Source organism: Streptomyces sp. NPDC093510 (assembly GCF_040683555.1).
GTDB lineage: Bacteria > Actinomycetota > Actinomycetes > Streptomycetales > Streptomycetaceae > Streptomyces.
In genome coordinates, this window is record NZ_JBFBEE010000011.1 from 55,097 (window position 1) to 78,645 (window position 23,549).

22 protein-coding genes are annotated in these 23,549 nt (G+C 71.9%); 7 read left to right on the top strand and 15 right to left on the bottom strand.

Annotation, left to right across the window (positions count from 1 at the left end; all coding sequences use genetic code 11):
- Nucleotides 1-59: 59 nt before the first annotated feature.
- The 6 genes from AB0N81_RS18885 to AB0N81_RS18910 all read right to left on the bottom strand — a co-directional run bounded on the left by AB0N81_RS18885 (nucleotide 60) and on the right by AB0N81_RS18910 (nucleotide 5,846).
- Complete coding sequence (locus AB0N81_RS18885) at nucleotides 60-242, bottom strand: hypothetical protein (RefSeq protein ID WP_365359609.1); 183 nt, start codon at nucleotides 240-242, stop codon at nucleotides 60-62.
- Between the two features lie 124 nt (nucleotides 243-366).
- Nucleotides 367-1,173: a type III pantothenate kinase gene (locus tag AB0N81_RS18890; protein WP_365359611.1), complete on the bottom strand. Its 807-nt coding sequence runs from the start codon at nucleotides 1,171-1,173 to the stop codon at nucleotides 367-369.
- Nucleotides 1,173-2,171 (bottom strand): carboxylating nicotinate-nucleotide diphosphorylase, encoded by a 999-nt coding sequence (nadC, locus tag AB0N81_RS18895; RefSeq protein WP_365359613.1) that lies wholly within the window; start codon nucleotides 2,169-2,171, stop codon nucleotides 1,173-1,175. Before nadC ends, AB0N81_RS18890 begins: the two co-directional genes overlap by 1 nt.
- Nucleotides 2,172-2,173: 2 nt before the next feature.
- Nucleotides 2,174-3,889 (bottom strand): L-aspartate oxidase, encoded by a 1,716-nt coding sequence (locus tag AB0N81_RS18900; protein ID WP_365359615.1) that lies wholly within the window; start codon nucleotides 3,887-3,889, stop codon nucleotides 2,174-2,176.
- Nucleotides 3,886-4,911 carry a pantoate--beta-alanine ligase gene (gene panC, locus AB0N81_RS18905; protein ID WP_365359617.1) on the bottom strand — a complete coding sequence of 342 codons (1,026 nt, stop codon included), beginning with the start codon at nucleotides 4,909-4,911 and terminating at the stop codon, nucleotides 3,886-3,888. The genes AB0N81_RS18900 and panC overlap by 4 nt, the downstream gene beginning before the upstream one ends.
- Nucleotides 4,908-5,846 (bottom strand): DUF2520 domain-containing protein, encoded by a 939-nt coding sequence (locus AB0N81_RS18910; RefSeq protein ID WP_365359619.1) that lies wholly within the window; start codon nucleotides 5,844-5,846, stop codon nucleotides 4,908-4,910. The genes panC and AB0N81_RS18910 overlap by 4 nt, the downstream gene beginning before the upstream one ends.
- Before the next feature lie 147 nt (nucleotides 5,847-5,993).
- On the opposite strand from AB0N81_RS18910, the gene AB0N81_RS18915 reads away from it, so the two are divergent.
- A complete protein-coding gene (locus AB0N81_RS18915) occupies nucleotides 5,994-7,211 on the top strand; it encodes a beta-eliminating lyase-related protein (RefSeq protein WP_365359621.1) in 1,218 nt (405 codons plus the stop codon).
- Here the strand turns inward: AB0N81_RS18915 and AB0N81_RS18920 are convergent.
- A complete protein-coding gene (locus tag AB0N81_RS18920) occupies nucleotides 7,168-7,413 on the bottom strand; it encodes a hypothetical protein (RefSeq protein ID WP_365359623.1) in 246 nt (81 codons plus the stop codon). The genes AB0N81_RS18915 and AB0N81_RS18920 overlap by 44 nt on opposite strands.
- Before the next feature lie 246 nt (nucleotides 7,414-7,659).
- Between AB0N81_RS18920 and AB0N81_RS18925 the strand changes: the two genes are divergently transcribed.
- Nucleotides 7,660-8,766: a DUF5937 family protein gene (locus AB0N81_RS18925; protein WP_365359625.1), complete on the top strand. Its 1,107-nt coding sequence runs from the start codon at nucleotides 7,660-7,662 to the stop codon at nucleotides 8,764-8,766.
- 71 nt (nucleotides 8,767-8,837) lie between these two features.
- On the opposite strand, the gene AB0N81_RS18930 is transcribed toward AB0N81_RS18925, so the two are convergent.
- Both AB0N81_RS18930 and AB0N81_RS18935 read right to left on the bottom strand, forming a co-directional pair.
- Entirely contained in the window at nucleotides 8,838-9,509 is a 672-nt protein-coding gene (locus AB0N81_RS18930; protein ID WP_365359627.1) for a response regulator transcription factor, read from the bottom strand.
- An 89-nt stretch (nucleotides 9,510-9,598) separates the two neighbouring features.
- On the bottom strand, nucleotides 9,599-10,801 hold the full coding sequence (locus AB0N81_RS18935; protein WP_365359629.1) for a sensor histidine kinase: 1,203 nt from the start codon (nucleotides 10,799-10,801) through the stop codon (nucleotides 9,599-9,601).
- Between the two features lie 106 nt (nucleotides 10,802-10,907).
- Between AB0N81_RS18935 and AB0N81_RS18940 the strand changes: the two genes are divergently transcribed.
- Nucleotides 10,908-11,921 carry an SAM-dependent methyltransferase gene (locus AB0N81_RS18940; protein WP_365359631.1) on the top strand — a complete coding sequence of 338 codons (1,014 nt, stop codon included), beginning with the start codon at nucleotides 10,908-10,910 and terminating at the stop codon, nucleotides 11,919-11,921.
- Between the two features lie 39 nt (nucleotides 11,922-11,960).
- On the opposite strand, the gene AB0N81_RS18945 is transcribed toward AB0N81_RS18940, so the two are convergent.
- Nucleotides 11,961-13,124 carry an NADH-quinone oxidoreductase subunit D gene (locus tag AB0N81_RS18945; RefSeq protein WP_365359633.1) on the bottom strand — a complete coding sequence of 388 codons (1,164 nt, stop codon included), beginning with the start codon at nucleotides 13,122-13,124 and terminating at the stop codon, nucleotides 11,961-11,963.
- A 63-nt stretch (nucleotides 13,125-13,187) separates the two neighbouring features.
- Between AB0N81_RS18945 and AB0N81_RS18950 the strand changes: the two genes are divergently transcribed.
- Both AB0N81_RS18950 and AB0N81_RS18955 read left to right on the top strand, forming a co-directional pair.
- A complete protein-coding gene (locus AB0N81_RS18950) occupies nucleotides 13,188-13,697 on the top strand; it encodes a PH domain-containing protein (RefSeq protein WP_365359635.1) in 510 nt (169 codons plus the stop codon).
- Entirely contained in the window at nucleotides 13,694-15,016 is a 1,323-nt protein-coding gene (locus tag AB0N81_RS18955) for a PH domain-containing protein (RefSeq protein WP_365359637.1), read from the top strand. Before AB0N81_RS18950 ends, AB0N81_RS18955 begins: the two co-directional genes overlap by 4 nt.
- 144 nt (nucleotides 15,017-15,160) lie before the next feature.
- On the opposite strand, the gene AB0N81_RS18960 is transcribed toward AB0N81_RS18955, so the two are convergent.
- The 4 genes from AB0N81_RS18960 to AB0N81_RS18975 form a co-directional block, all read right to left on the bottom strand.
- Nucleotides 15,161-16,303, bottom strand: a complete 1,143-nt coding sequence (locus tag AB0N81_RS18960) for a hypothetical protein (protein WP_365359639.1) — start codon at nucleotides 16,301-16,303, stop codon at nucleotides 15,161-15,163.
- A gap of 187 nt (nucleotides 16,304-16,490) precedes the next feature.
- The gene (locus AB0N81_RS18965; RefSeq protein ID WP_365359641.1) at nucleotides 16,491-17,462 is read right to left on the bottom strand and encodes an ABC transporter substrate-binding protein; all 972 of its coding nucleotides are present in this window, start codon (nucleotides 17,460-17,462) and stop codon (nucleotides 16,491-16,493) included.
- Nucleotides 17,463-17,547: 85 nt separating this feature from the next.
- On the bottom strand, nucleotides 17,548-18,210 hold the full coding sequence (locus AB0N81_RS18970) for an ABC transporter permease (RefSeq protein ID WP_365359643.1): 663 nt from the start codon (nucleotides 18,208-18,210) through the stop codon (nucleotides 17,548-17,550).
- Nucleotides 18,207-18,935, bottom strand: a complete 729-nt coding sequence (locus tag AB0N81_RS18975) for an ABC transporter permease (RefSeq protein ID WP_365359645.1) — start codon at nucleotides 18,933-18,935, stop codon at nucleotides 18,207-18,209. The genes AB0N81_RS18970 and AB0N81_RS18975 overlap by 4 nt, the downstream gene beginning before the upstream one ends.
- 159 nt (nucleotides 18,936-19,094) lie before the next feature.
- Here AB0N81_RS18975 and AB0N81_RS18980 point away from each other — a divergent pair, with 159 nt between their 5' ends.
- Entirely contained in the window at nucleotides 19,095-20,252 is a 1,158-nt protein-coding gene (locus AB0N81_RS18980) for a betaine/proline/choline family ABC transporter ATP-binding protein (RefSeq protein ID WP_365359647.1), read from the top strand.
- Nucleotides 20,253-20,346: 94 nt separating this feature from the next.
- Here the strand turns inward: AB0N81_RS18980 and AB0N81_RS18985 are convergent, their stop codons facing one another.
- The gene (locus AB0N81_RS18985) at nucleotides 20,347-21,465 is read right to left on the bottom strand and encodes an alpha/beta hydrolase-fold protein (RefSeq protein WP_365359649.1); all 1,119 of its coding nucleotides are present in this window, start codon (nucleotides 21,463-21,465) and stop codon (nucleotides 20,347-20,349) included.
- A 249-nt stretch (nucleotides 21,466-21,714) separates the two neighbouring features.
- Here AB0N81_RS18985 and AB0N81_RS18990 point away from each other — a divergent pair, with 249 nt between their 5' ends.
- Complete coding sequence (locus AB0N81_RS18990) at nucleotides 21,715-23,535, top strand: phosphatidylglycerol lysyltransferase domain-containing protein (protein ID WP_365359651.1); 1,821 nt, start codon at nucleotides 21,715-21,717, stop codon at nucleotides 23,533-23,535.
- Nucleotides 23,536-23,549: the final 14 nt, after the last annotated feature.

Here is a 23,549-nt window from a genome sequence, read left to right on the forward strand (position 1 = left end):
ATCCGCCGCGGAGCGGCGGGCTAGTGGAGGGCGGCGAAGAGGAGAGGGCGCCGTAGGGGTCAGTCCGGGTGGCGGCGGGAGAGGGCGTAGGCGACCGCGCCTATGCCCAGGGCGGCTACCGCCGCTACCGCCAGCCAGGGCAAGATGCCCGCCCCCGCACCGGCCAACACCGTCGAGGACTGGTCGGCCCGGGCCGTCGTCGCCGGGCCACCGGCCACAGCCACCAGCGCCGCCGCAACCACCGCAGCCCTCAGTCGTCTCCTGCGCCTCATCCGCCCCAGTCCGCCCCACACCGCCCAAGTCCCCGTGCCAGCGCAGACTCTCGCAGAAGGGGGCGGGTTGTGCACACGAAGCGTCGGCTATCGGTCAGGCGCGGGAGATGTTCCGTTCGTAGACGAGGCGAAGACCGATCAGCGTCAGCCACGGTTCGTGCTCGTCGATGACCGAGGCCTCACCGAGGACCATGGGGGCCAGACCACCCGTGGCGATCACCGTCACGTCGTCCGGGTCGCCGCCCGCGCCCGCCAGCTCGCGTGCCATGCGGTTCACAACACCGTCGACCTGGCCCGCGAAGCCGTACAGGATGCCCGCCTGCATGGCCTCCACCGTGTTCTTGCCGATGACACTGCGCGGGCGGGCGAGCTCGATCTTGCGGAGTTGCGCGCCGCGTACGCCGAGGGCCTCGACGGAGATCTCGATGCCGGGGGCGATGACCCCACCGGCGTACTCCCCGCGCGCGGAGACCGCGTCGAACGTCGTCGCCGTACCGAAGTCGACGACGATGGCCGGGCCTCCGTAGAGCTCGACCGCCGCCACCGCGTTGATGATGCGGTCGGCGCCGACCTCCTTGGGGTTGTCCATGAGGATCGGGACACCGGTCTTGATGCCGGGTTCGACGAGGACGGCGGGGACGTCTCCGTAGTAGCGGCGGGTGACCTCGCGCAGCTCGTGCAGGACCGAGGGGACCGTCGAGCAGATCGCGATGCCGTCGATGCCGTCGCCCAGCTCGTCGCCGAGCAGGGGGTGCATGCCCATCAGGCCGTGGAGGAGGACGGCCAGTTCGTCGGCGGTGCGGCGCGCGTCGGTGGAGATGCGCCAGTGCTCGACGATGTCCTCGCCGTCGAAGAGTCCGAGGACGGTGTGGGTGTTGCCCACGTCGATCGTAAGGAGCATCAGTCCCGCACCGCTTCCCGCAGGTCGAGGCCGATGTCGAGGATCGGGGAGGAGTGCGTCAGGGCGCCCACCGCGAGGTAGTCGACGCCCGTCTCCGCGTACGCCCGGGCGTTCTCCAGGGTGAGGCGGCCCGAGGATTCGAGGAGGGCGCGGCCCGCGACGACGGCGACGGCCTCCTCGGTCTCGCCCGGCGTGAAGTTGTCCAGGAGGATCAGGTCGGCGCCCGCGTCGACGACCTCGCGCAGCTGGTGCAGCGTGTCGACCTCCACCTCGATCGGGACCTCCGGGAACTGTTCACGTACGGCCTTGAAGGCCTGGGTCACGCCGCCCGCGCCGACCACGTGGTTGTCCTTGACCAGGGCCGCGTCGGAGAGCGACATGCGGTGGTTGACGCCGCCTCCCATGCGTACCGCGTACTTCTCCAGGGCGCGGTAACCCGGCGTCGTCTTGCGGGTGTCGCGGACCTTCGCCTTGGTGCCGTCGAGCGCGTCCGCCCACGCGCGCGTGGCGGTCGCGACGCCGGAGAGGCGGCACAGGATGTTCAGCGCGCTGCGCTCGGCGGTGAGCAGGTCGCGGGTGCGGGTGGTGACGCTGAGGAGTACGTCGCCCGCCTCGACGCGGTCGCCGTCCTCTACGTGCCTCTCGACCTCGAACTCCTCCTCGCACACCACGGACATGACCGCTTCGGCGACGCGCAGGCCCGCGACGGTGCCCGCCTCGCGTGCGGCGAAGTCGGCGGTGGCGACGGCGTCCTCGGGGATGGTGGCGGCCGTGGTGACGTCCACGCCGCCGGCCAGGTCCTCCTCGATGGCCATGTGCGCGATGTCCTCGATCTGGAGCGGGTCGAGGCCCGCCTCTGCGAGGAGCCGTGCGAGAGCGGGGTCGAGGCCGCACTCCAGGGGGTCGAACGCGTCGTCCCCACCGCAGCCGCAGGCGTCGCCGCAGCCACCGCCTGATGCTGCGGGGGCGGCGAGGGGGAGGTCGTCGGGGGTGCTCACGGTCACTGCTCCTGGGGACTGGGACGGGTCGGAGGGAAGTCGGGGGTCTGTGTCGTGTGCGCCGCCAGCGTCCGGTCCGGATTCAGGCGTACGACGATGTGGCGCCGCCAGGCCGCGTCGTCGCGGTCGGCGTGGTCCTCGCGCCAGTGGCAGCCGCGGGTCTCCTCGCGGCGCTGGGCGGCGGCCACCAGGACACGGGCGACACACAGGAGGTTGGTGGTCTCCCAGGTGTCGACGCCGGGCTCGGCCGTCTTGCCGTGCTCGGCGAGCGCCCCCGCCGCGTCGGCGTGGATGCGGGCAAGGCGCGCCGCGGCCTCGGTGAGGGACGAGGCGGAGCGGAGGACTCCGGCGCCTTCGGTCATGACGCGCTGGATGGCGAAGCGGGCCTCGGCAGGCAGCAGGGGGTGCGTCGGCGTCTCGGGCGGGGTGACGGGGGCGGGCACGCGCGCGTGGAGGGCGTTCTCCGCGTGCCGGGCCGTGATGTCGGCGGCGATGCGCTCGGCGTAGACCAGGCCTTCGAGGAGGGAGTTGGAGGCCAGGCGGTTCGCGCCGTGGACGCCGGTGCAGGCGACCTCTCCGCAGGCGTAGAGACCCGGGACGGTGGTGCGGCCGTGCCGGTCGGTGCGGACGCCTCCGGAGGCGTAGTGCGCGGCGGGGGCGACCGGGATGGGCTCGGTGACCGGGTCGATGCCGTGGGCGCGGCAGGCGGCGAGGATGGTCGGGAAGCGGTTCTCCCACATGTCGGCGCCGAAGTGCCGGCCGTCCAGGTACATGTGATGGGCGCCCTGCTCCTGCATGCGGCGCGTGATGCCCTTGGCGACGATGTCGCGGGGCGCGAGCTCGGCGAGCTCGTGCTGTCCGACCATGAAGCGCACGCCGTCGGCGTCCACGAGGTGCGCGCCCTCGCCCCGGACGGCCTCGGAGACCAGCGGCTGCTGGCCCTCCGCGTCCGCCCCGAGGAAGAGCACGGTGGGGTGGAACTGCACGAATTCGAGGTCGGAGACCTCGGCGCCCGCGCGCAGGGCGAGCGCGACGCCGTCGCCCGTGGACACGGACGGGTTGGTGGTCGCCGAGAAGACCTGGCCCATGCCGCCGGTCGCGAGGACCACAGCGGGGGCGTGGACGGCTCCCACGCCGTCGTGCTGGCCCTCTCCCATGACGTGCAGGGAGACACCGGCGGTGCGTCCGTCGGCGTCCGTCAGGAGGTCCAGGACCAGTGCGTTCTCCACCGTCGGTATGCCGCGCGCGCGGACGGCTTCGACGAGGGCGCGGGAGATCTCCGCACCGGTCGCGTCGCCGCCGGCGTGCGCGATGCGGCGGCGGTGGTGGCCACCCTCGCGGGTCAGCTCGATGGTGCCTTCGGGTCCCGTGTCGAAGTGGGCGCCGGTCTCGATGAGGCGGCGTACGGCATCGGGGCCCTCGGTGACGAGGATGCGCACGGCCTCCTCGTCGCACAGGCCCGCGCCCGCCACGAGCGTGTCGTCCAGGTGCTGTTCAGGGGTGTCGCCCTCGCCGAGCGCCGCGGCGACGCCGCCCTGCGCCCAGCGGGTGGAGCCGTCGTCCAAGCGGGCCTTGGTCACCACGACGGTCTTGAGTCCGGCGGCCGCGCAGCGCAGGGCTGCGGTCAGTCCGGCCACTCCGGAGCCGACGACCACGATGTCGGCGTCGAGGGACCAGCCGGGGGCGGGGGCGTGCAGCCGTATTCCGGTGGCACTCATACGGCGACTCCGAACGTCAGCGGGATGTTGTCGATCAGCCGCGTCGAACCGACCTTGGCGGCGACGGCGAGGACGGCCTCGCCGGTGTGCCCGGGGCGGACCGGGGAGAAGTCGGCCGGGTCCACCAGCGCGACATAGTCCAGCTCCAGCGGGGGGCTCAGGCGCGCCGCCTCGTCGAGGACGAGACGGGCCGCCGCGACGACGGCGGCGGGGCCGCCCCCGGGCGCCGAGGGGTCCGTGGACTCCGCCACGGCGTGGGCGTCGGCGGCCGCGCGGGACTCACCCATGGCGTTCAGGGCGTCGGCACGCGCGCGTGAGGCGGGGGCGCTGGCGGCCCGCGCGCGGAGGGCCTCCTGTGCGGCGTGCCGGTCGCGGCCCGCGAAGAGGGCCTGGGAGAGGGCGAGTGCGGTGCGCCGCTCGTCCGCGGCGAGGTAGCGGTTACGGCTGGAGAGGGCCAGGCCGTCCTCCTCGCGGACGGTGGGGACGCCGGTGATCTCCACGGGGAAGTTCAGGTCGCGCACCATGCGGCGGATGAGGGCGAGCTGCTGGGCGTCCTTCTGCCCGAACAGCGCCACGTCGGGGCCGGTGAGGTGCAGCAGCTTGGCGACGACGGTGAGCATGCCGTCGAAGTGGCCGGGGCGGGTGGCGCCTTCGAGGACGGTGCCCATGGGGCCCGCGCTGACGCGGACCTGGGGCTCGCCCCCGGGGTAGACCTCGTCGGCGTCGGGGGCGAAGACGATGTCCGCGCCCGCCTGTTCGGCGATCTTGATGTCGGCGTCGAGGGTGCGGGGGTATCGGTCGAGGTCTTCGCCCGCCCCGAACTGCAGGGGGTTCACGAAGACCGTGACGACGACCTCGCCGTCGAGCCCTGCGACGCGGCGGGCCGCGCGGATCAGTGAGGCGTGCCCGTCGTGCAGGGCGCCCATGGTCATGACGACAGCTCGGCGGCCCGCACGCGTGCGGGTGCGCAGGGAGTCGGCGGTGTGCAGGAGCGTGGTGGTCCTGCTGGTCCCGCTGGTCACCGGGGCCCCCCTTCGGTGCTGCTGCCGCCGCCCGCGCCGTGGGCGAGCACTCCGAGGAGGTCCTCGGCGAGCTCCGGCTTGAGCAGGCCGTGGGCGAGGGCTCGGTCGGCGGTGGCGCGGGCCATCGCGAGATAGCCCGGGACGGTCTGCGGGGCGTGCTTGCGCAGCTCCGCGACGTGGGCGGCGACGGTGCCCGCGTCGCCGCGCGCGACAGGGCCCGTGAGCGCCGCGTCGCCCGAACGCAGCGCGTTGTCCAGGGCGGCGCCGAGCAGCGGGCCGAGCATCCGGTCCGGGGCCTCCACGCCCGCGTCGCGGAGCAGGTCCATGGACTCGGCGACCAGGGTGACCAGGTGGTTCGCCCCCAGGGCGAGAGCCGCGTGGTAGAGCGGGCGCCTCTCCTCGGCGATCCACTCGGGCTCGCCGCCCATCTCGATGACCAGGGCCTCCGCGGCGAGCCGCAGCTCGTCGGGCGCGGTCACCCCGAAGGAGCATCCGGCCAGTCGCTGTACGTCCACGGGGGTGCCGGTGAACGTCATGGCGGGGTGCAGTGCCAGCGGCAGGGCGCCGGCGCGCAGGGCGGGCTCCATGACCTTGGTGCCGTACCGCCCGGAGGTGTGGACGAGGAGCTGGCCGGGGCGGACGGCACCGGTCTCGGCGAGGCCCTCGACGAGGCCGGGCAGGGCGTCGTCGGGGACGGTCAGGAGCACCAGGTCGGCCCGCTCCAGGACCTGGGCGGGGGTGACGAGGGGAACGTCGGGCAGCATGGCGGCGGCTCGCCGCACGGAGGTGTCGGAGACGCCGGACGCGGCCACCGGGCGGTGCCCGGCGAGCTGCAGTGACGCGGCGAGCGCAGGGCCGACGCGGCCCGCTCCCACGACTCCCACGGTGAGCCTCGCGGGGCGGTCCCGCGGGTCTGGCTGATGCGATGCGTTCACGCGGCGGCGCCTTCCGTTCCAGTCCGCTCGGGGTACCGGACGATTTCTCGTCATGCTAACGCGATCGGTTGGTGCCGCGTCTTCCGCTGTCCACAGGCTGTGGTTATTCATATGACTGGTGGCGGCCGCACGGCCCATGCTCGGAGGATGCCCTCTCACAGCGCCACACAAGAGTCCAGCGCGGCACAAGAGCCCGACGCCGTACAAGAGCCGCCGGAGCCGCCGGACGCGGATTCGTACGCGATCCAGTCGGCCCGCCGTCGCGCCGCCGCCCTGGGCGCGTCCCGGGCCCTGCACCGTTCCGTCCTGCACATCCCGCTCGCCGAACGGCTGTCGGCCCTGGCGGCCGCGGCGCCCGAACTGGTCGGTCCGGAGGAGCCCACCGACATCTACGGGGACGGAGTCGTCGCCGCTCTGGAGGGCGAGGTCGCGCGTCTGCTCGGCAAGGAGGACGCCGCGTTCTTCCCGACGGGCACCATGGCGCAGCAGGTCGCACTGCGCTGCTGGGCGGGGCGTACGGGGAACGCGGCCGTGGCCCTGCATCCGAAGGCGCACCCCGAGGTCCACGAAGGGGGCGCCTTCTCCGCGGTCAGCGGGCTGCGCTCGGTGCATCCGACGAGCGAGCCGCGGCTTCCGACGGCGGACGAAGTGCGGGACTTCGAGGAGCCCTTCGGAGCGCTGATGCTCGAACTGCCGCTCCGGGACGCCGGTTTCGTCCTGCCGGAGTGGGAGGAGCTCGAAGCGGTCGTGGCGGCGGCCCGGGAGAGGGACGCGGTCGTGCACTTCGACGGCGCCCGCCTGTGGGAGTGCACGCCGCACTTCGGGCGCGGCCTCGCGGAGATCGCCGGTCTCGCCGACTCCGTGTACGTGTCGTTCTACAAGTCGCTCGAGGGGCTGAGCGGCGCCGCGCTGGCCGGCCCGCGCACGCTCGTCGAGGAGGCGAGGGTGTGGCGCCACCGTTACGGGGGCCAGCTGTTCCAGCAGTTCCCTGCCGCGGTGTCGGCGCTGCTCGGCCTGCGGGACACGCTGCCCCGGCTGCCCGAGTACGTCGCCCACGCGCGCGTGGTCGCCGAGGCGCTGCGGAAAGGGTTCACGGAATCCGGGGTGGCCTGGTCGCGTGTGCACCCCGAGCGCCCGCACACCCATCAGTTCCAGGTGTGGCTGCCGTACGCGTCGGACGTACTGAACGAGGCCTGTCTGGGGCAGGCGGAGGAGACGGGGACCCTGCTCTTCGAGCGCTGGTTCCCGGACGGGCCGCCCGGCCTCTCGGTCACGGAGGTCACCGTGACCGAGGCGGGCCTGAAATGGACGGCCGACGACGTCAGGGAAGCGGTCGCGGAGTTCGTGCGCCGGATCCCCCGCTGAGCCGGCCGCCCTGCGTGAACCGGGCCAGGGCGGCGCGGATCCGGCCGCGGGCGGGGCGTTCCGCCACGACGGCGCGGAAGCGGCCGTAGTCGCGGACTTCGCGGACGGCCTGCCAGTCCTGCGCGCCGGGTGCGGGTGGCGTGGCCCTGCCGTGCTGGGCGGCGCGGTAGGAGTCGAGGAGGTACTGCTGGGTGACGCTCATGACGGATCACCTCTCGGAATAAATAGTACTTAACGGACATCGTGTGGCCGCGGCTTTCCCGGGCGCAGTGTCGTGGGAGGGAGATGGGTCCGGAGACTTCGGCGGCTCCGGAGAGAAGGGTCCGGAGACTTCGGCGGCTCCGGGGATGACTCCAGCCTGCGCCCGCACTCCCGCCCGCGTCGCGTCGATTGACGGCGCTCGTCAATCGACAGCCGCGCTGTCAGTGGCGGGGTGCACCATGGGGCCATGAGCGTGAGCATCGACATCAGCGGGCTGTCCCAGGAGCGCATCCATGTCGTGCCGTCGCCCCTGTCGGAGCTCGGCATGGCGTTGCACGCACTCGCCGAGCCGGGCCACCACCCGGGCCTCCAGGGCTGGGCGACGGCCGTCTCGACGCGCCTCGGTCCGGGCCTGGCGGACCGCATGTGCGAGGCCGACTTCCTGTGGCGCACGACGTTCTCGGACGTCTTCGCGCCGTTCGCCGGCCTCCCCGGGCAGAGCGCGCTCCCGGGCGCCACGCTCGCCGAGGAGCTCGACCAGCTGGACAAGCTGACGGACGAGCAGTTCGTGGACGCGGCCCTGGAGTTCACCTGCCAGTCCACGTACGCGGAGCCGGACCGCAAGCTCCTGTCCGACCCCGCCGTGCAGCGGCGCGCCCTGGACCTCGCCGCCGCCCGCGGCCCGCACCAGATGCGCTTCACCAAGCGGCTGCTCGACGATCCGCCGGTCGTCCGCGCGTGGTTCCGCACGCTCATGGAGGACTGCGACGAGGCGTTCTTCGCCGACACCTGGGCCCGGGTGCACCATCAACTGGCCGCGGACGCCCGGCACAAGACCGAGCTGCTGCGCCGCAAGGGGCTCTCGGAAGCCCTGAAGGCCATCTCCGGAGCAGTGTCCTTGGACGAGGACAGGCAGCTCATCACCGTCGACAAGATCTCCGTGGGCCGCACCACCACGGGCTCGGGCGGCCTGGCGATCATCCCGACAAGCCTCGGCTGGCCGCACCTGTGGGTGCTGCACCGCAAGGGCTGGCAGGCGTCGATCACCTACCCTGTCGGCGCCCCCAGCTTCACCGACCCGCCCACCGTGGAGCAGCTGACCCGCCGCATGTCCGCGCTCGCCCACCCGGTGCGGATGCGCCTGTGCCGCCACCTCGCGCGCGGGGCGTACACGACGAGCGAGCTGGCCGACGCGCACGGCATGACGGCACCGGAGATATCCCGGCACCTGAGCGTCCTGAAGAAGGCGGGCCTGATCACCACGCGCCGCCGCGGCCGCTATGTCCAGCACCAGCTGGACATCACCGTGGTGTCCCGCCTGGGCAGCGACTTCATCGAGGGCGTCCTGCGCTAGGCCCTGTACCGGGCTACGAAGCTCGGCAGGCCCTGTATCGAGCTACGAAGCCCCGCAGACCCAGTGTCGGGCTACGAAGCCCCGCCGGCCCGCACCAGCCCCGTCTCGTACGCGAGGACCACCACCTGCACCCGGTCCCGCAGGCCCAGCTTCGTCAGGATGCGGCCGACGTGCGTCTTCACGGTCGCCTCGGAGAGGACCAGCCGCGCCGCGATCTCGCCGTTCGACAGGCCCTGCGCGACGAGGATCATCACCTCGCGCTCCCGGTCCGTGAGGCGCTCCAGCTGCTTGAGCTGCGGCTGCCCGCCGGTGGTCGGCAGCATCGGCGCGAAGCGGTCGAGGAGGCGCCGTGTGGTGGACGGCGCGACCACCGCGTCACCGCTGTGCACGGAGCGGATCGCGGCGAGCAGCTCCCCCGGAGGCACGTCCTTGAGCATGAAGCCGGAAGCGCCCGCCTTCAGCCCGGAGAACGCGTACTCGTCGAGGTCGAAAGTGGTCAGGATCAGCACCTTCGGAGGGTTCTCCCCCTGGCAGACGCGCCGGGTCGTCTCCACGCCGTCCAGCTTCGGCATGCGCACGTCCATCAGCACCACGTCGACCTCGGTCGCGCGCAGCACCTCCAGGGCCTCGACGCCGTCGCCCGCCTCCGCGACGACCTCCATGTCCGGCTGGGCGGCGAGCACCATCCGGAACCCGGTGCGCAGCAGCACCTGGTCGTCGACGAGCATCACGCGGATCGACATCAAGGGTCCTTCCAAAGAACTGAGTCGGTGGCATCAGATCTGTGTCAGCGGATCGGTGTCAGCAGATCGGTGTCAGCAGATCGGTTTCATCAGTGTGCGGGCTTGAGGGGCAGCAGCGCGCTGATCCGGAAGCCGCCGCCGGGCCGCGGGCCCGCGTCCAGCGTGCCGCCGACCATGCCGACGCGCTCACGCATGCCGATCAGGCCGTGTCCGCAGCCGTCGGCCCCGCCGTCCTCGTACAGCTCGTGCGGGGCGCCCTTGCCGTCGTCCTCGACCAGCAGCCCGAGGCCGTCGTCGAAGTAGACCAGGCGCACGCTCGCCCCGGCGTTCTCCCCGCCGTGCTTGCGGGTGTTGGTGAGGGCCTCCTGCACGATGCGGTACGCGGTGAGCTCCACACCGCTGGGCAGCGGGCGGGGGGTGCCCTCCACCTTGAAGTCGACGGGCAGGCCGGCCGTGCGCACCTGCTCGATGAGTTCGTCGAGCTGCTCGACGTCGGGTTGCGGCACGTACTCGCCGCTCTCCTCGGGCTCGCCGGTGCGCAGCACGCCGAGCAGCCTGCGCATCTCCGCCAGCGCCTGCCTGCCGGTGCCCGAGATGGTCTCCAGGGCCTTCCTGGCCTGGTCGGGCGCGGCGTCCAGGACGTACGCGGCGCCGTCGGCCTGGACCACCATCACCGACACGTTGTGCGCGACGACGTCGTGCAGCTCGCGGGCGATGCGGGCCCGCTCGGCCGCCACCGCGACCTTCGACTGCGCCTCGCGCTCCCGCTCCAGGCGGTCGGCGCGCTCCTCCAGCTGTGCGAGGTAGGCGCGGCGGGTGCGGATGGAGTCGCCAAGGACCCAGGCGAGCGCGAAGGGGACGATCTGGAAGATCGTGTAGAGCACGTTGCCGAAGACGCCGGTGTTCTCGACAGGCCAGCGCATCATCGCGAGCGGCGCCGCGCACAGGCCGCCGACCAGCGCGAACCGCGAGGCCCACGTCGCCCCGACGGCCGCCGCCGTGTAGATGATCACGAGCATCGCGAAGTTCGCCGGCATCATCCGCACGTCGAAGACGAGCTGGAGGAAGCCCAGCACCGCGGCGAGGACCAGCATCCGCTCGGGCGCCCGTCGGCGCAGCGCCACCACGAGGGAGAGACCGATGACGACCGGGATCGCCACGACGCTCGGGTCGTGGCCGTCCGCCTCGGACACGGTGACCAGACCGATCCCGGAGATCCCGAGCAGGACGAAGGCCCAGAAGCCGTCGACCCATGTCGGGTGTCTGCGGAGGAAGGCATAGAGGCGCTGCACGTAACCCAGCGTAGGCAGCCCCGCGGCGCCTCCGGGTCAACCGGAGGTCCGATCCGTATCGACTACATGTACTCCCCAAGGTGGAGGCCCCCTTAGCCTGCGGTCTGTGACGAACGACAACGAAGGGGCGCATGGGACACCCCTGCGCGCCTGGCGCGAGGCCACGGAGGCCGCCCTGTACGGCCCCGGCGGCTTCTACCTCCGCCCTGCCGGGCCCGCCGCGCACTTCCGCACCTCCGTGCACGCCTCGCCCCTCTACGCGAGCGCTGTGGCACGCCTCCTGACCCGCCTGGACGACGAACTCGGTCACCCGGACGAGGTGGCCTTCGTGGACATGGGCGCGGGCCGCGGCGAACTGACCGCGGGCGTACTGGCGGCGCTGCCCGCCGATGTGGCGGCACGCGTGCGCGCGTACGCGGTGGAGCGCGCGGAGCGCCCCGCGGGTTTCGACGGGCGCGTCGAGTGGCGGACCTCCCCGCCGACCGATGTCACGGGCCTCCTCTTCGCCAACGAGTGGCTGGACAACGTCCCCGTCGACGTCGCCGAGGTGGCCGCCGACGGAACCCCGCACCGGGTGCTCGTGCGCGACGACGGCACCGAGTTCCTGGGCGGCCCTGTCGAAGGACCGGACGCCGACTGGCTGGCGCGCTGGTGGCCGCTGGAGCCCGAGCCCGGCCTCCGCGCGGAGATCGGGCGTCCCCGGGACGAGGCGTGGGCGGCGGCCGTGGCGGCCCTGACGCGCGGTCTGGCGGTCGCCGCCGACTACGCCCACGCCCGGGAGGCGCGCCCGCCCTTCGGGACGCTGACGGGCTTCAGAGCGGGCCGCGAGACGGCGCCCGTGCCCGACGGCAGCTGCGACATCACGGCCCATGTGGCGCTGGACGCCTGCGCGCTTGACGGGGCCGCGCTGCACACCCAGCGGGCTGCGCTCGGCGCGCTGGGCGTGAGCGGCGCCCGCCCGCCGCTCGCTCTCGCCTCCGACGACCCGGCGGCGTACGTACGCGCCCTCACGCGCGCGGGGCAGGCCGCGGAGCTCACCGCGCCCGGCGGCCTCGGCGACTTCGGCTGGCTGCTGCAGCCCGTCGGCGGCGTACGCGTGGAGGCCCTGCTCACCGCTTAGGGCCTGGGCGGGACGTCCGACATAGGCCCTAGGACGGCACTACTTGTCGATGTCCCCAACCACGAAGAACAGCGATCCCAGGATCGCCACCATGTCCGCGACCAACTGCCCCGGGAGCAGCTCGGTCAGCGCCTGGATGTTGTTGTACGAGGCCGAGCGCAGCTTCAGGCGGTAGGGGGTCTTCTCGCCCTTGCTGACGAGGTAATAGCCGTTGATGCCGAGGGGGTTCTCGGTCCACGCGTACGTGTGGCCCTCCGGGGCCTTGAGGACCTTCGGGAGGCGCTGGTTGATCGGTCCCTGCGGGAGGTCGGCGATCCGGTCCAGGCAGGCGTCCGCGAGGTCGAGGGCGTTGTGGGTCTGCTCCAGGAGGCACTCGAAGCGTGCCAGGCAGTCGCCCTCCTCGCGCGTGACGACCTTCAGGGTGTCCTGCAGTTCGGCGTACGCGAGGTACGGCTCGTCACGGCGCAGGTCGAAGTCGACTCCGGAGGCGCGGGCGATGGGGCCGCTCACTCCGTAGGCATGCACCGCCTCGGGTGTGAGGACGCCGACGCCGCGCGTACGGCCCCGAAAGATTTCGTTGCCGAGCACCAGACGGTCGTACACGTCCATGCGCGAGCGCACCGACGCGACCGCCGCACGCGCGCGCGTGGTCCATCCGGCGGGCAGGTCCTCCTTGAGGCCGCCGACGCGGTTGAACATGTAGTGCATGCGGCCGCCGGAGATCTCCTCCATCACGTTCTGGAGCTCCTCGCGCTCGCGGAACGCGTGGAACACCGGGGTGATACCGCCCAGTTCGAGCGGGTACGACCCGAGGAACATCAGATGGTTGAGGGCCCGGTTCAGCTCGGCCAGCAGCGTGCGCATCCAGACGGCGCGCTCGGGGACCTCCATGCCGAGCATCCGCTCCACGGCAAGCACGACACCCAGCTCGTTCGAGAACGCCGAGAGCCAGTCGTGCCGGTTGGCCAGCATCACGATCTGCCGGTAGTCCCGCGCCTCGAAGAGCTTCTCCGCACCGCGGTGCATATAGCCGATGACCGGCTCCGCGTGCTGGATGCGCTCACCGTCCAGGACCAGGCGGAGGCGGAGCACGCCGTGCGTGGACGGGTGCTGGGGGCCGATGTTGAGCACCATGTCGGTGCTCTCGGCCGCTCCGCCGATACCGAGCGTGGTCTCCATGGTGGTCTCCGTCGTGGGACTCATGGCCACAGTCTCTCGCACGCGCGGACCTACGCGACTGTCACCGGCCGTACGTACGCTTGGGGCATGGAAACGGGGACGGCGGGACCCACAGGACCGGCGGGGCCGCGGACGGAGCCGGTGTGGACAGGACTGCCGCGGGGGCTGCTGAAGATGCGGCGGCTCCTGCTGGTGCTCTGGCTGGTGCCCCTCGCGGCGGCCGTCGGCGTGCTCCTCGGCCTGTTCGCGGGCCCGGCCTGGGCGGCCTTCGCACTGCTGCCGCTCTCCGTCGTGGCCTGGGGCTGGCCGATGCTCGGCCGGAACTGGCAGTCGTGGCGGTACGCGGAGCGGGCCGACGACCTCCTCATCAGCCGGGGCGTGCTCTGGCGCGAGGAGACCGTCGTGCCGTACGGCCGGATGCAGCTCGTCGAGGTGACGTCGGGGCCCGTGGAGCGGCGCTTCGGGCTCGCGAGCGTCCAGCTCCACACCGCCGCGGCGGCCACCGACGCGCGCATCCCCGGCCTGCTCCCCGAGGAGGCCGAGCGGCTGCGCGACCGGCTGACCGAGCTCGGCGAGGCCCGATCGGCGGGGCTGTGACCAGCCCGCAGGAGGTGGCGGACGGCTCGGTGCCCGAGCGCCGGCTGCACCCCGTCACGCCGCTGCGCCGCGCGTGGGCGCCCTTCGCGCTCCTGGTGGGCTGGGCGGTCCACGACCCGAACGGCACACAGCAGCGGCTCTCCGAACTGACCGCCACCACACTGCTCCTGGGAAGCGTGGCAGTGGTCGTCGGCGGCGCCCTCTACGGCTTCCTGAGCTGGTGGTTCACCCACTTCTCCGTCACCGACACCGAGTTGCGCATCCGCACGGGACTGTTCTTCCGGCGCACCGCCCACATCCGGCTCGACCGGCTCCAGGCCGTCGACGTGACACGGCCGCTGCTCGCGCGCATCGCGGGAGTCGCGAAGCTCAAGCTGGACGTCGTCGGCGCGGAGAAGAAGGACGAGCTGGCCTACCTCGGCGAGCGGGACGCCGCCGGGCTGCGGGCCGAACTCCTCGCACGGGCCGCCGGTTTCGCCCCCGAGGAGGCCCGCGAGGTCGGCGAGGCGCCCGTGCGGGGCCTGCTGCACGTCCAGCCGCGCATGCTCGCCCTCTCCCTGCTGCTGACCGGCGCCCCCTGGGCGATGCTCCTCGCCGCGACCGTGGTGCCCACCCTCCTCTGGTTCGCCACGCACAACGTGTGGACGGTCCTCGCGGCCGCCCTCCCCATGCTGGGCGGCGCGTTCGCGAGCAGCGGCGGCCGCTTCATCAAGGAGTACGACTGGACGGTGGGCGAGTCCCCCGACGGCATCCGCATCGACCACGGGCTGCTCGACAAGGCCCACGAGACGGTGCCGCCCGGCCGGGTGCAGACCGTCCACGTCGTGCAGCCGCTGCTGTGGCGGCGCATGGGGTGGGTGCGGGTCGAGCTGGACGTGGCGGGCTCGTCGAACAGCGTCCTGGTGCCGGTCGCGCCGCGGGAGCACGCCGAGGCGGTGATCGGGCGGGTCCTGCCGGGCGTGCGCGTGCCGGACGCTGCCGAGCTCGTGCGGCCGCCCGCGCGCGCGGCGTGGTGCGTCCCGTTCTGGTGGAAGGGGTACGGCCTGGCGGTCACCGGCGAGGTCTTCGCGGCGGGCCACGGCCTGCTCAAGCGCCGCGTCTCGCTCGTGCCGCACGCGAAGGTGCAGAGCGTGCGGCGCTCCCAGGGGCCCTGGGAGCGCTACAAGGACGTGGCCGACGTACGGGTGGACACCGGCGCCGGCAAGACGGTGACGGCCCGCCTGCGCCCCGCCACGGAGGCGGCCGCACTCCTCCACTCCCAGGCGGACCGCTCCCGCACGGGCCGCAGAGAGGCCATCCCGGACCGCTGGATGGCCTGACGGACGGCCTCGGACGCCCGTGGGCGTGCCGGCCTGTGCGGTCTTCAGGAGCGGTCTCAGGAGCGGTCTTCAGGGGCGCGGGGAACTGCGCGCCCAGCCACTGGCGGCCCGGTGCCCAGGAGACCGCCCGACCGCAGCGGAACGTTACGCCCTCAGGGCCGTGCGCAGTTCCGCCACGTCGATCTGTTCCGTCTCGTCATGGGCCGTCAGGTCGATGACCTGGCCGATGCCCCGGGCGGCGTCCCCGTCGGGGGCGTTCTTGAACTCGCCCTCGGCCTCCGCCTTGTGGACGGCGAGTGCCTCCTCGCCCACCACGTCGGCGAGGTCCTCGTTCTGCACGGACTCCAGTGCCTCGGGCGCCACGTTCTTTGTGCCGAAGAAGTCGAAACCGCCCTGGGGGACCGTGCGTCGCGCCTGCGCGGGCGGCGCGACGGCTACCGCGCGCTCGTGCCCGGCGTATCCATCGGCCGCCCCGGGCTTCCCCCGCGACTCGTCCTCCGCTTCCCGCTTCGGCTCCGGCACCGCTTCCGGTTCCGCCGGGGACACCGCCCCGGGGGCCATCCGGTCGAGTGCCGCGTTGGCCAGCGCGAACAGGGAGGGCGTGGGGGTCGAGCCCGGCCGAGCGGACGTCCGGGGCGCCGCGGAGTTCCCACCGCGCGCCGCGGCGACCTCCATATCCGTACGTGCCGTGGAGGTCTCCGTACGTGCCGGCGGCACCGGAGCCCCCGCCCGCACCGCGGGCACGAGGTCGTCGGCGCTGGAACCGGAGCCGGTGCCGGAGCCGGAGCTCTCGCCGGCCGCCGGCAGCGCGGGCGCCGGGGACGCCGGGGACGCCGCCTCTATGGCGAGCAGCCGCCGGCCCTCCAGGGCGCTGGCCCGCTCCGTCTCGGCGGTGGCGTACCGCCGCAGGAGCGCGGCGTGTTCGTTGCGCAGGGCCGCAAGCTCGGCGCGCTTGGAGCGCAGCTTCGTCTCCAGCCTGCCCCGCAGCTCGCGGGACTCCTCGAGGTCGGCCTCGGCCTCGGCTATCCGTTCCTCGTGGCGCCACTCGTCGCTCGCGCGGGCCCTGCCGAGTTCGGCGACGCGTTTGCCGGCCGCCTGGTCCCAGCGGCGCATGACGACCGAGCCGACGACGGCAGCGGCGGCCGCGGCCGCGACGAGCCCGCGGAGCACGACGGGTTCCGCGAACATCCAGGCGCCGCCGGCGCTGAGAATCGATACGCCTGCGACCGTCGAGGGGGGAAGCAGCCTGTGCAGGGGTGGGGAATGGCGGTGGCGTCCACGTGGCATGGCCAGAAACTTACCGCGCGTAGGCGAAGTATGGTGCCCCGCCCGGCAAAAAGCAGGCACCACATCCGTAACTCACCACAACTCCCCACCCCTCCTCCGCTTTGCTTCAGTGCTCAACTTCCGCTACGAACCCGGAACTTCTCCGCCGCACGCTTGAGCATGACCTCGGAAGATTTCTTGATCATCTTCAGATGAGGTCCTTCGACTTCAGATACTCGTTCGCGACATCAGCTTCCTTCTGACGCTCCTCGTCGACCTTCCGGTTGAGTTCGATGAGGTCTTCCGTCGTGAGCGTCTTGGTGAGCTTCCCGAGCGCGGCGGCTATCTCCTTGCCGCCGGCCTCCTTCGCGTTCACCACAGGAAGGATGTTGTCCGCGTTCTGCAGCTTCTTGTCGTCCTCGAGGATCACGAGGTCGTAGTTCTTCAGCGTCGCGTCGGTCGTCGTGGTCAGCACCAGCTGGTCCGTGCCGTTCTTCACGGCCTGCTTGGACTGCGTGGTGCCGACGCCCTTGGGGTCGATTCCCGCGACATCGATGCCGTACTTCTTCTTCAGGCCCGGTGCGCAGAACGGCCGCGACTCGCATTCGTCGCCCGCCGCGATCTTGACCTTCTCGCCCGACCTGCCGAGATCCGAGAGGGTCTTGAGCTTGTGCTTCTCCGCGTATTCCTTGGAGACCGCGAACGCGTTCTGGTCGACGGCCTCGCCGGCCGGGAGCACCTTCAGCCCCTGCGGTTCCGCGAGCTTCTCCAGAGCGCTCACCGTGTCGCCCAGATCACTGGAGGCGACGGTCTTCGCCTTCGGGCCGTTCTTCTCGAGGTTGAGGAATTCCGCGAGCGTCGCCGCGTATTCGGGCGCGATGTCGATCGTGCCCTTCTTCAGTTCCGGCTTGTAGATCTCGCGGTTCTGCACGGTCTTGACCTGCGCGTCGTAACCCGCGTCCGCCAGAACGCCCACATACAGCTCGGCGAGCACCTTCTGTTCGGTGAACCGCGCGGAACCCACCACGAGTGAGCCCTTCTTGTCACCGCCCGCCTTGTCCGACCCCTTGCCGTCGTCCTCCAGGCTGTCCCCGCCGCACGCGGCGAGCCCCGCGGTCAGCGCCACGACGGCCGTGGCCGCCCCTGCCATCCGTCGCGCACGACGCGTTGTGCTGTTCATCGGTGAACCACCATTTCGAAAGGAAGGAATCAGAACTCACTCCACCGCGGACTCCACCGCAGGCTCCACCGCGGACTCCGCAGCCCTACCGCCGCATCGGGTCGAAGAGGCGCCCGGCGACGACCAGAACCCCCTCCACGAGGAGCGCGAGCAGCGCCACGAGGAGGGCGCCCGCGACCACTTGAGGCGTGTTCTGCAGGTTGAACCCGGCCGTGATGATCCGGCCGAGACCCCCTTCGCCCGCCATCGCGGCGAGCGTGGCCGTCGCGACGACCTGCACACCGGCGGAGCGGACGCCCGTCATGATCAGCGGATACGCGAGAGGCAGCTCGACCCGCGCGAACAGCTGGCCGCCGCTCATCCCCATCCCGCGCGCGGCCTCCACCACCGACCGGTCCACCTCCCGCATCCCGAGGTAGGCGTTGGTCAGCAGCGGCGGCACGGCGAAGAGCACCAGCGCGATCAGCGTCGGCGCGTCACCGTGCTCTCCGAGCGGGGTGAGCGTGAGCAGGATCAGCAGGGCCAGCGTGGGCACCGCGCGGCCGACGTTGGAGATGTTGACCGCGAGGGCTCCGCCCTTGCCGATGTGGCCGAGGTACAGCGCGAGGGGCAGGGCGATGACGCAGGCGACGCCGAGGCAGACCCCGGTGAAGTACAGGTGCTCGGCGAGACGGTGCCACACGCCCTTCTCGCCCTGCCAGTTGGCTCCCGTGGTCAGCCAGTCGTACGCACCCGTGATCGCGTTCATGCGGGCTCAGCCACCTTGGCGACGGCCGCCTTGCGCGACACCCGGTCCGTCCGTATTCGATGGGCGCGTGTCCACGGGGTCAGCCAGCGCTGGAGCACGAGCAGCAGCAGGTCGGCCACCACGGCGAGGAGCACGCAGAGCACCGACGCCGTGAGCACCTGGGCCTTGAAGGTCGTGTCGAGGCCGTCGAGGATGAGCGTGCCGAGACCTCCATAGTCAACGATCGCGCCGACGGTGGTCAGTGCGACCGTCGAGACCGTGGTGATGCGGACGCCGGCCAGCAGGGCGGGCAGCGCGAGGGGCAGCTCCACCTCCCACAGCAGCCTCAACGGGCCGTACCCCATGCCCTTGGCGGCGTCCCTCGCCTCGTCGGGGACGGCCTGGAGACCGGCCAGGATGTTCCGCACGAGGACCGTGAGCGAATACAGCACGAGGCCCGTGACGACCAGGGAGACGGAGAGCCCGAAGAAGGGCAGGAGAAGCGAGAACATCGCCAGCGAGGGAACCGAGTACAGCACGGTCGTCACGCCGAGGATCGGTCCCGAGAGGAAGCGCCAGCGGCGCGCGAGCAGCGCGAGCGGCAGGGACACGGCGACGCCGATCGCCACGGAGGCGACGGTGATCCCGACGTGCTGAAGGGTCGCGTCGATCAACTCCTGGCTGCGGCTGCGGAGATATTCCCCGCAGATCCAGTCGTTCCTCACCAGACAGTTCTGCTCGGCCACGCGCCCCACCTCCCCCGAATCCCGAGACGTATGCCGAACACGCGTCCCCCCGTGTCTTGGCGACCCTAACGCGAGGCACTGACAATCGCAGAGACTCGTTGTACTGCCGCAACACGGCCTTCACGCAGAGCCCGCCACCGCCCTCCACAATGGGGAACCATGATCCGGTTCGAGCACGTCACCAAGCACTACGCGGACGGCACCACGGCCGTCGACGATCTGTCCTTCGAGGTCGCCGAGGGTGAACTGGTCACGCTCGTCGGCCCGTCGGGCTGCGGCAAGACGACGACGATGAAGATGGTGAACCGGCTCATCGAGCCGAGCGAGGGCCGGATATTCGTCGACGGCGACGACATAGCCACCATTGACCCCGTCCAACTCCGGCGCCGCATCGGCTATGTGATCCAGCAGGTCGGCCTCTTCCCGCACAAGACGGTGCTGGACAACACGGCGACGGTCCCGCATCTCCTCGGCGTCAAGCGCGGCAAGGCACGCGAGCGCGCCGCCGAACTCCTCGACCTGGTCGGCCTCGACCCCGCCGTCTTCGGCGACCGCTATCCCGAGCAGCTCTCCGGCGGCCAGCGCCAGCGCGTCGGCGTCGCACGCGCCCTGGCCGCCGACCCGCCCGTGCTCCTGATGGACGAGCCCTTCGGCGCGGTCGACCCCGTCGTCCGCGAGCACCTGCAGAACGAGTTCCTCCGCCTCCAGCAGGCCGTGCGCAAGACCGTGCTCTTCGTCACGCACGACATCGAGGAGGCGGTCCGCCTCGGCGACCGCATCGCGGTCTACGGCCAGGGCAGCATCGAGCAGTTCGACACTCCCTCGACGGTCCTCGGCGCCCCCGCGAACGACTACGTGGCGGACTTCGTCGGCGCGGACCGAGGCCTGAAGCGGCTCTCCGTGACACCGATCGAGGAGGGCGACCTGGAACAGCCCCCTGTGGTCCACCTCGACGACCCGCTGCCCAAGGAGCTCGACGCCCGCTGGGCCGTCGTCCTGGACGGCGAGAACAACCTGCACGGCTGGCTCTCCGCGGAGCACGCGCGCGCGGGCAGCGGCACGGTCCGCGAGCACGCCCGCCGCATGGAGGCGTGGCTCCCGGTCGGCGCGAGTCTGAAGCAGGCGTTCGCGACGATGCTGCAGCACGACGCGGGCTGGATCGCGGTCATCGACAAGGACAGCGAGGGACGCTTCCTGGGGGTGCTCACCCCGGCCCGGCTGCACGAGGCGCTGCGCCGCTCGACGGCGGCCGACGCACGCGCCGTCGCGCGCGCGGAGGTCGAACTGGAGACGGTGGCCACGATCAAGGGGGCGTGAGCTCCAGGCGCGAGCTCCAGGCGAGGGCGCCGGGCGAGGGCTCCGGGCGTGACCTTCGGGGCGGCGCCGGGCGTGAGCCCTCGCGCCACAGGGCCTAGCCGCCGCTCAGCCGTCCGCTCATCCACTGCAGCGTCGCGGGGATCTCCCTGCGCCAGGTGTTGAAGTTGTGCCCACCGCTCTCGAGCGTGATCGACGAGACGCGCGTGGGCGCCTTCACCTTGTCGATGAACTTAAGGGTGTCGCGGTAGTTGTCCTCGCCCTTCTTGCTGCTGGTCACCAGGAGGGACGTCTTGGGCGCCGGCATGTGGTCGAGGTACCACATCAGGTCGGCGCGCCGCTCCAGCTCCTTGTCGCCGTGGAAGAGGTCACCGGTGGTGACGTCGATGGGCGCCTTGTAGTAGGCGGACAGACCGGCCGCCGCGCCGTACGTCCCGGGGTGGTGCACGGCGAGCTTCAGGGCGCAGTAGCCGCCCGTCGAGTCACCGATGACGCCCCAGTTCTGTGCCTTGACGCCCACCCTGTAGTGGTCCGATATCGCTCCGGGCAGGTCCTTGGCGAAGAACGTCTCGGTCTGCGGTCCACCGGGGACGTCCACGCACTCCGTGTCGCGCGGCGGCGCCACGGTGGGCCGCATCATGATCAGGATCATCGGCTGCATCGTGCCGTCGGCGGCCTGCTTGTGGGCGGTCTGCGGGTAGTGGAGCCCTTTCATGAGCGCCTCGGCGGTGCCCGGGTAGCCGGTGAGCACCACGGCCGCGGGGAACTTCCGGTTCCGGTACTGCGGCTGGAAGTACTCGGGCGGCAGGTAGACGTAGGCGGGGCTGGCTATTTCGGACTCCTGGCCGCTGACCTCGATCTTCTGGATCTGGCCCCCGGTCACGGGCCGGCTGCCGCCCGGCACGTTCACGGTCTGGGTGTCGACGACCTTGACGGGTCCTGCTCCTTTGGCCGGATCGTGGTCGACCACCAGTCCGGGCGCCGTCTCCTGGCCGAAGAGGTCGGCCCACGTGGCGTAGAAGCCGAAGGCCTGGTTGGCCGCGAGGCCCACCGACGCGAAGACCGCGATCTGGGTGGCGAGAAGCAGCCCTACGCGGCCGGTGATCGCCTTCCAGCTGCGGCGGGCGAGCCGTGGCCAGAGCCAGATCGTGCCGACGAAGAGCAGTACGGCCAGCAAGACCGCAAGGGCGAGTACCTTGTTGCTCGTGAGACCCATGGGGTGTTCAGCCTGCGCTTTCTACCTTTGCCGGGCACATGCCTCGGCTTGACCGGACCCGGCCCAGGCCCTGCCGACGCCTGCCGGGGGCCTTGCCAGAGCTTTTCCAGCGGTTTCCGGTCGGGAATGAACCCGTCTCCCCGAAGGACCGTCCTAGAGGGCGCAATGTAGCCGGATGCCTCTTTGGCGCCGGATTAAAGCTCTCTCGCAGAACTACGGGATGCGATGTCTGTCAGGATAGATGGGGAAATGTCGGGTGGGGTTCCGGGCAGTGAGGTGCGCCACCGTGACAGCCGGCTCCGCCGGATGCTGCGGGGGCCACGCCCCGAGGCAGTGCCGGCCCTCGTGGCAAGAGCCTGCGCCCTCGTCGGTCTGCTGAACGTCGCGGCGGGCGTGTTCCCGCGCTTCCGGCACAGCCGCATGCACGCTGTCGCCGAGGTCCTGCCCGGCGCTCTCGGCCCCTTCGCCGCCGCCCTGGCGCTGAGCTCGGGCATCCTGCTGCTCCTGCTCGCGCACGGCCTGCGGCGGCACAAGCGGCGGGCCTGGCGGGCCGCCGTGGTGCTGCTGCCCGCGGGCGCCGTGGCGCAGTTCGGGTACCGGCACTCGGTCGTCGGCGTCGTGATCTCGCTGGCGCTCCTCGCGCTCATACTCCGCCATCGGAGTGAGTTCACCGCCCTCCCCGACCCTCGAAGCCGCTGGCGGGCCCTGGCCAACTTCGTCCTCCTCGGTGCCGGATCGATCCTGCTGGGCCTGGTGATCGTCAGCGTGCACCCCGGCAAGGTCATCGGGGACCCCAGCATCACGGACCGCCTGACCCACGTCCTGTACGGACTCTTCGGCTTCGAAGGACCCGTCGACTACTACGGACGCACGTCCTGGACCGTCGGTTTCTCCCTGGGCGCCCTCGGCATGCTCACCGCCCTCACCACCATCTACCTGGCCTTCCGCCCCGAGCACCCGGCCGCCCGCCTCACCGAGGACGACGAGAACAGGCTGCGCGCGCTGCTCGACAAGCACGGCGGCCGCGACTCCCTCGGCCACTTCGCGCTCCGCCGCGACAAGGGCGTCGTCTTCTCCCCCAGCGGCAAGGCCGCCGTCACCTACCGCGTCGTCTCCGGAGTGATGCTCGCGAGCGGCGACCCGATCGGTGACGTCGAGGCCTGGCCGGGCGCCATCGAGCGCTTCATGGACGAGGCGAAGGCCCACTCCTGGACGCCCGCCGTCATGGGCTGCTCCGAGACGGGCGGCGAGGTCTGGACCCGCGAGACGGGCCTGGACGCCCTCGAACTGGGCGACGAGGCGGTGGTGGACGTCGCGGATTTCTCCCTTTCCGGGCGTGCGATGCGAAACGTACGCCAGATGGTCAAGCGGATCGAGCGCAATGGCTACGAGACGCGCGTGCGGCGCATCCGTGACCTGGGCGAACAGGAGCTCGCCAAGATCCAGCGCGCCGCCGACGACTGGCGCGGCACCGACACCGAGCGCGGCTTCTCCATGGCGCTCGGCCGCATCGGCGACCCGGACGACGGCGACTGTCTGATCGCCACAGCCCACAAGGCCGACGAGGAGCCGGGTCCCTACGGCGACCTGAAGGCCGTCCTCCACTTCGTTCCGTGGGGCAAGGACGGCGTCTCCCTGGACCTCATGCGCCGCGACCGCGCCGCCGACCCCGGCATGAACGAGCTCCTCATCGTGGCCGCCCTGCAGGCCGCCCCGAAGCTCGGCATCGCGCGCATGTCCCTCAACTTCGCGATGTTCCGCGCGGCCCTCGCCCGCGGCGAGAAGATCGGCGCGGGCCCGGTCCTGCGCGCCTGGCGCGGCCTGCTCGTCTTCCTGTCCCGCTGGTTCCAGATCGAGTCCCTGTACAAGTTCAACGCGAAGTTCCGCCCCCGCTGGGAGCCCCGCTTCGTCGTCTACCGCTCCAGCAAGGACCTCCCCCGCATCGGCTTCGCCGCCATGCAGGCCGAGGGCTTCGTCACGCTCGCCCTGCCCCGCTTCCTGCGCAGGGGCACGCCCCAGCGCCGCCCCTGCCCGCACCACACCACGGAACGTGAGATGCAGGCGGCGTAACCCGTGCCCGTCCG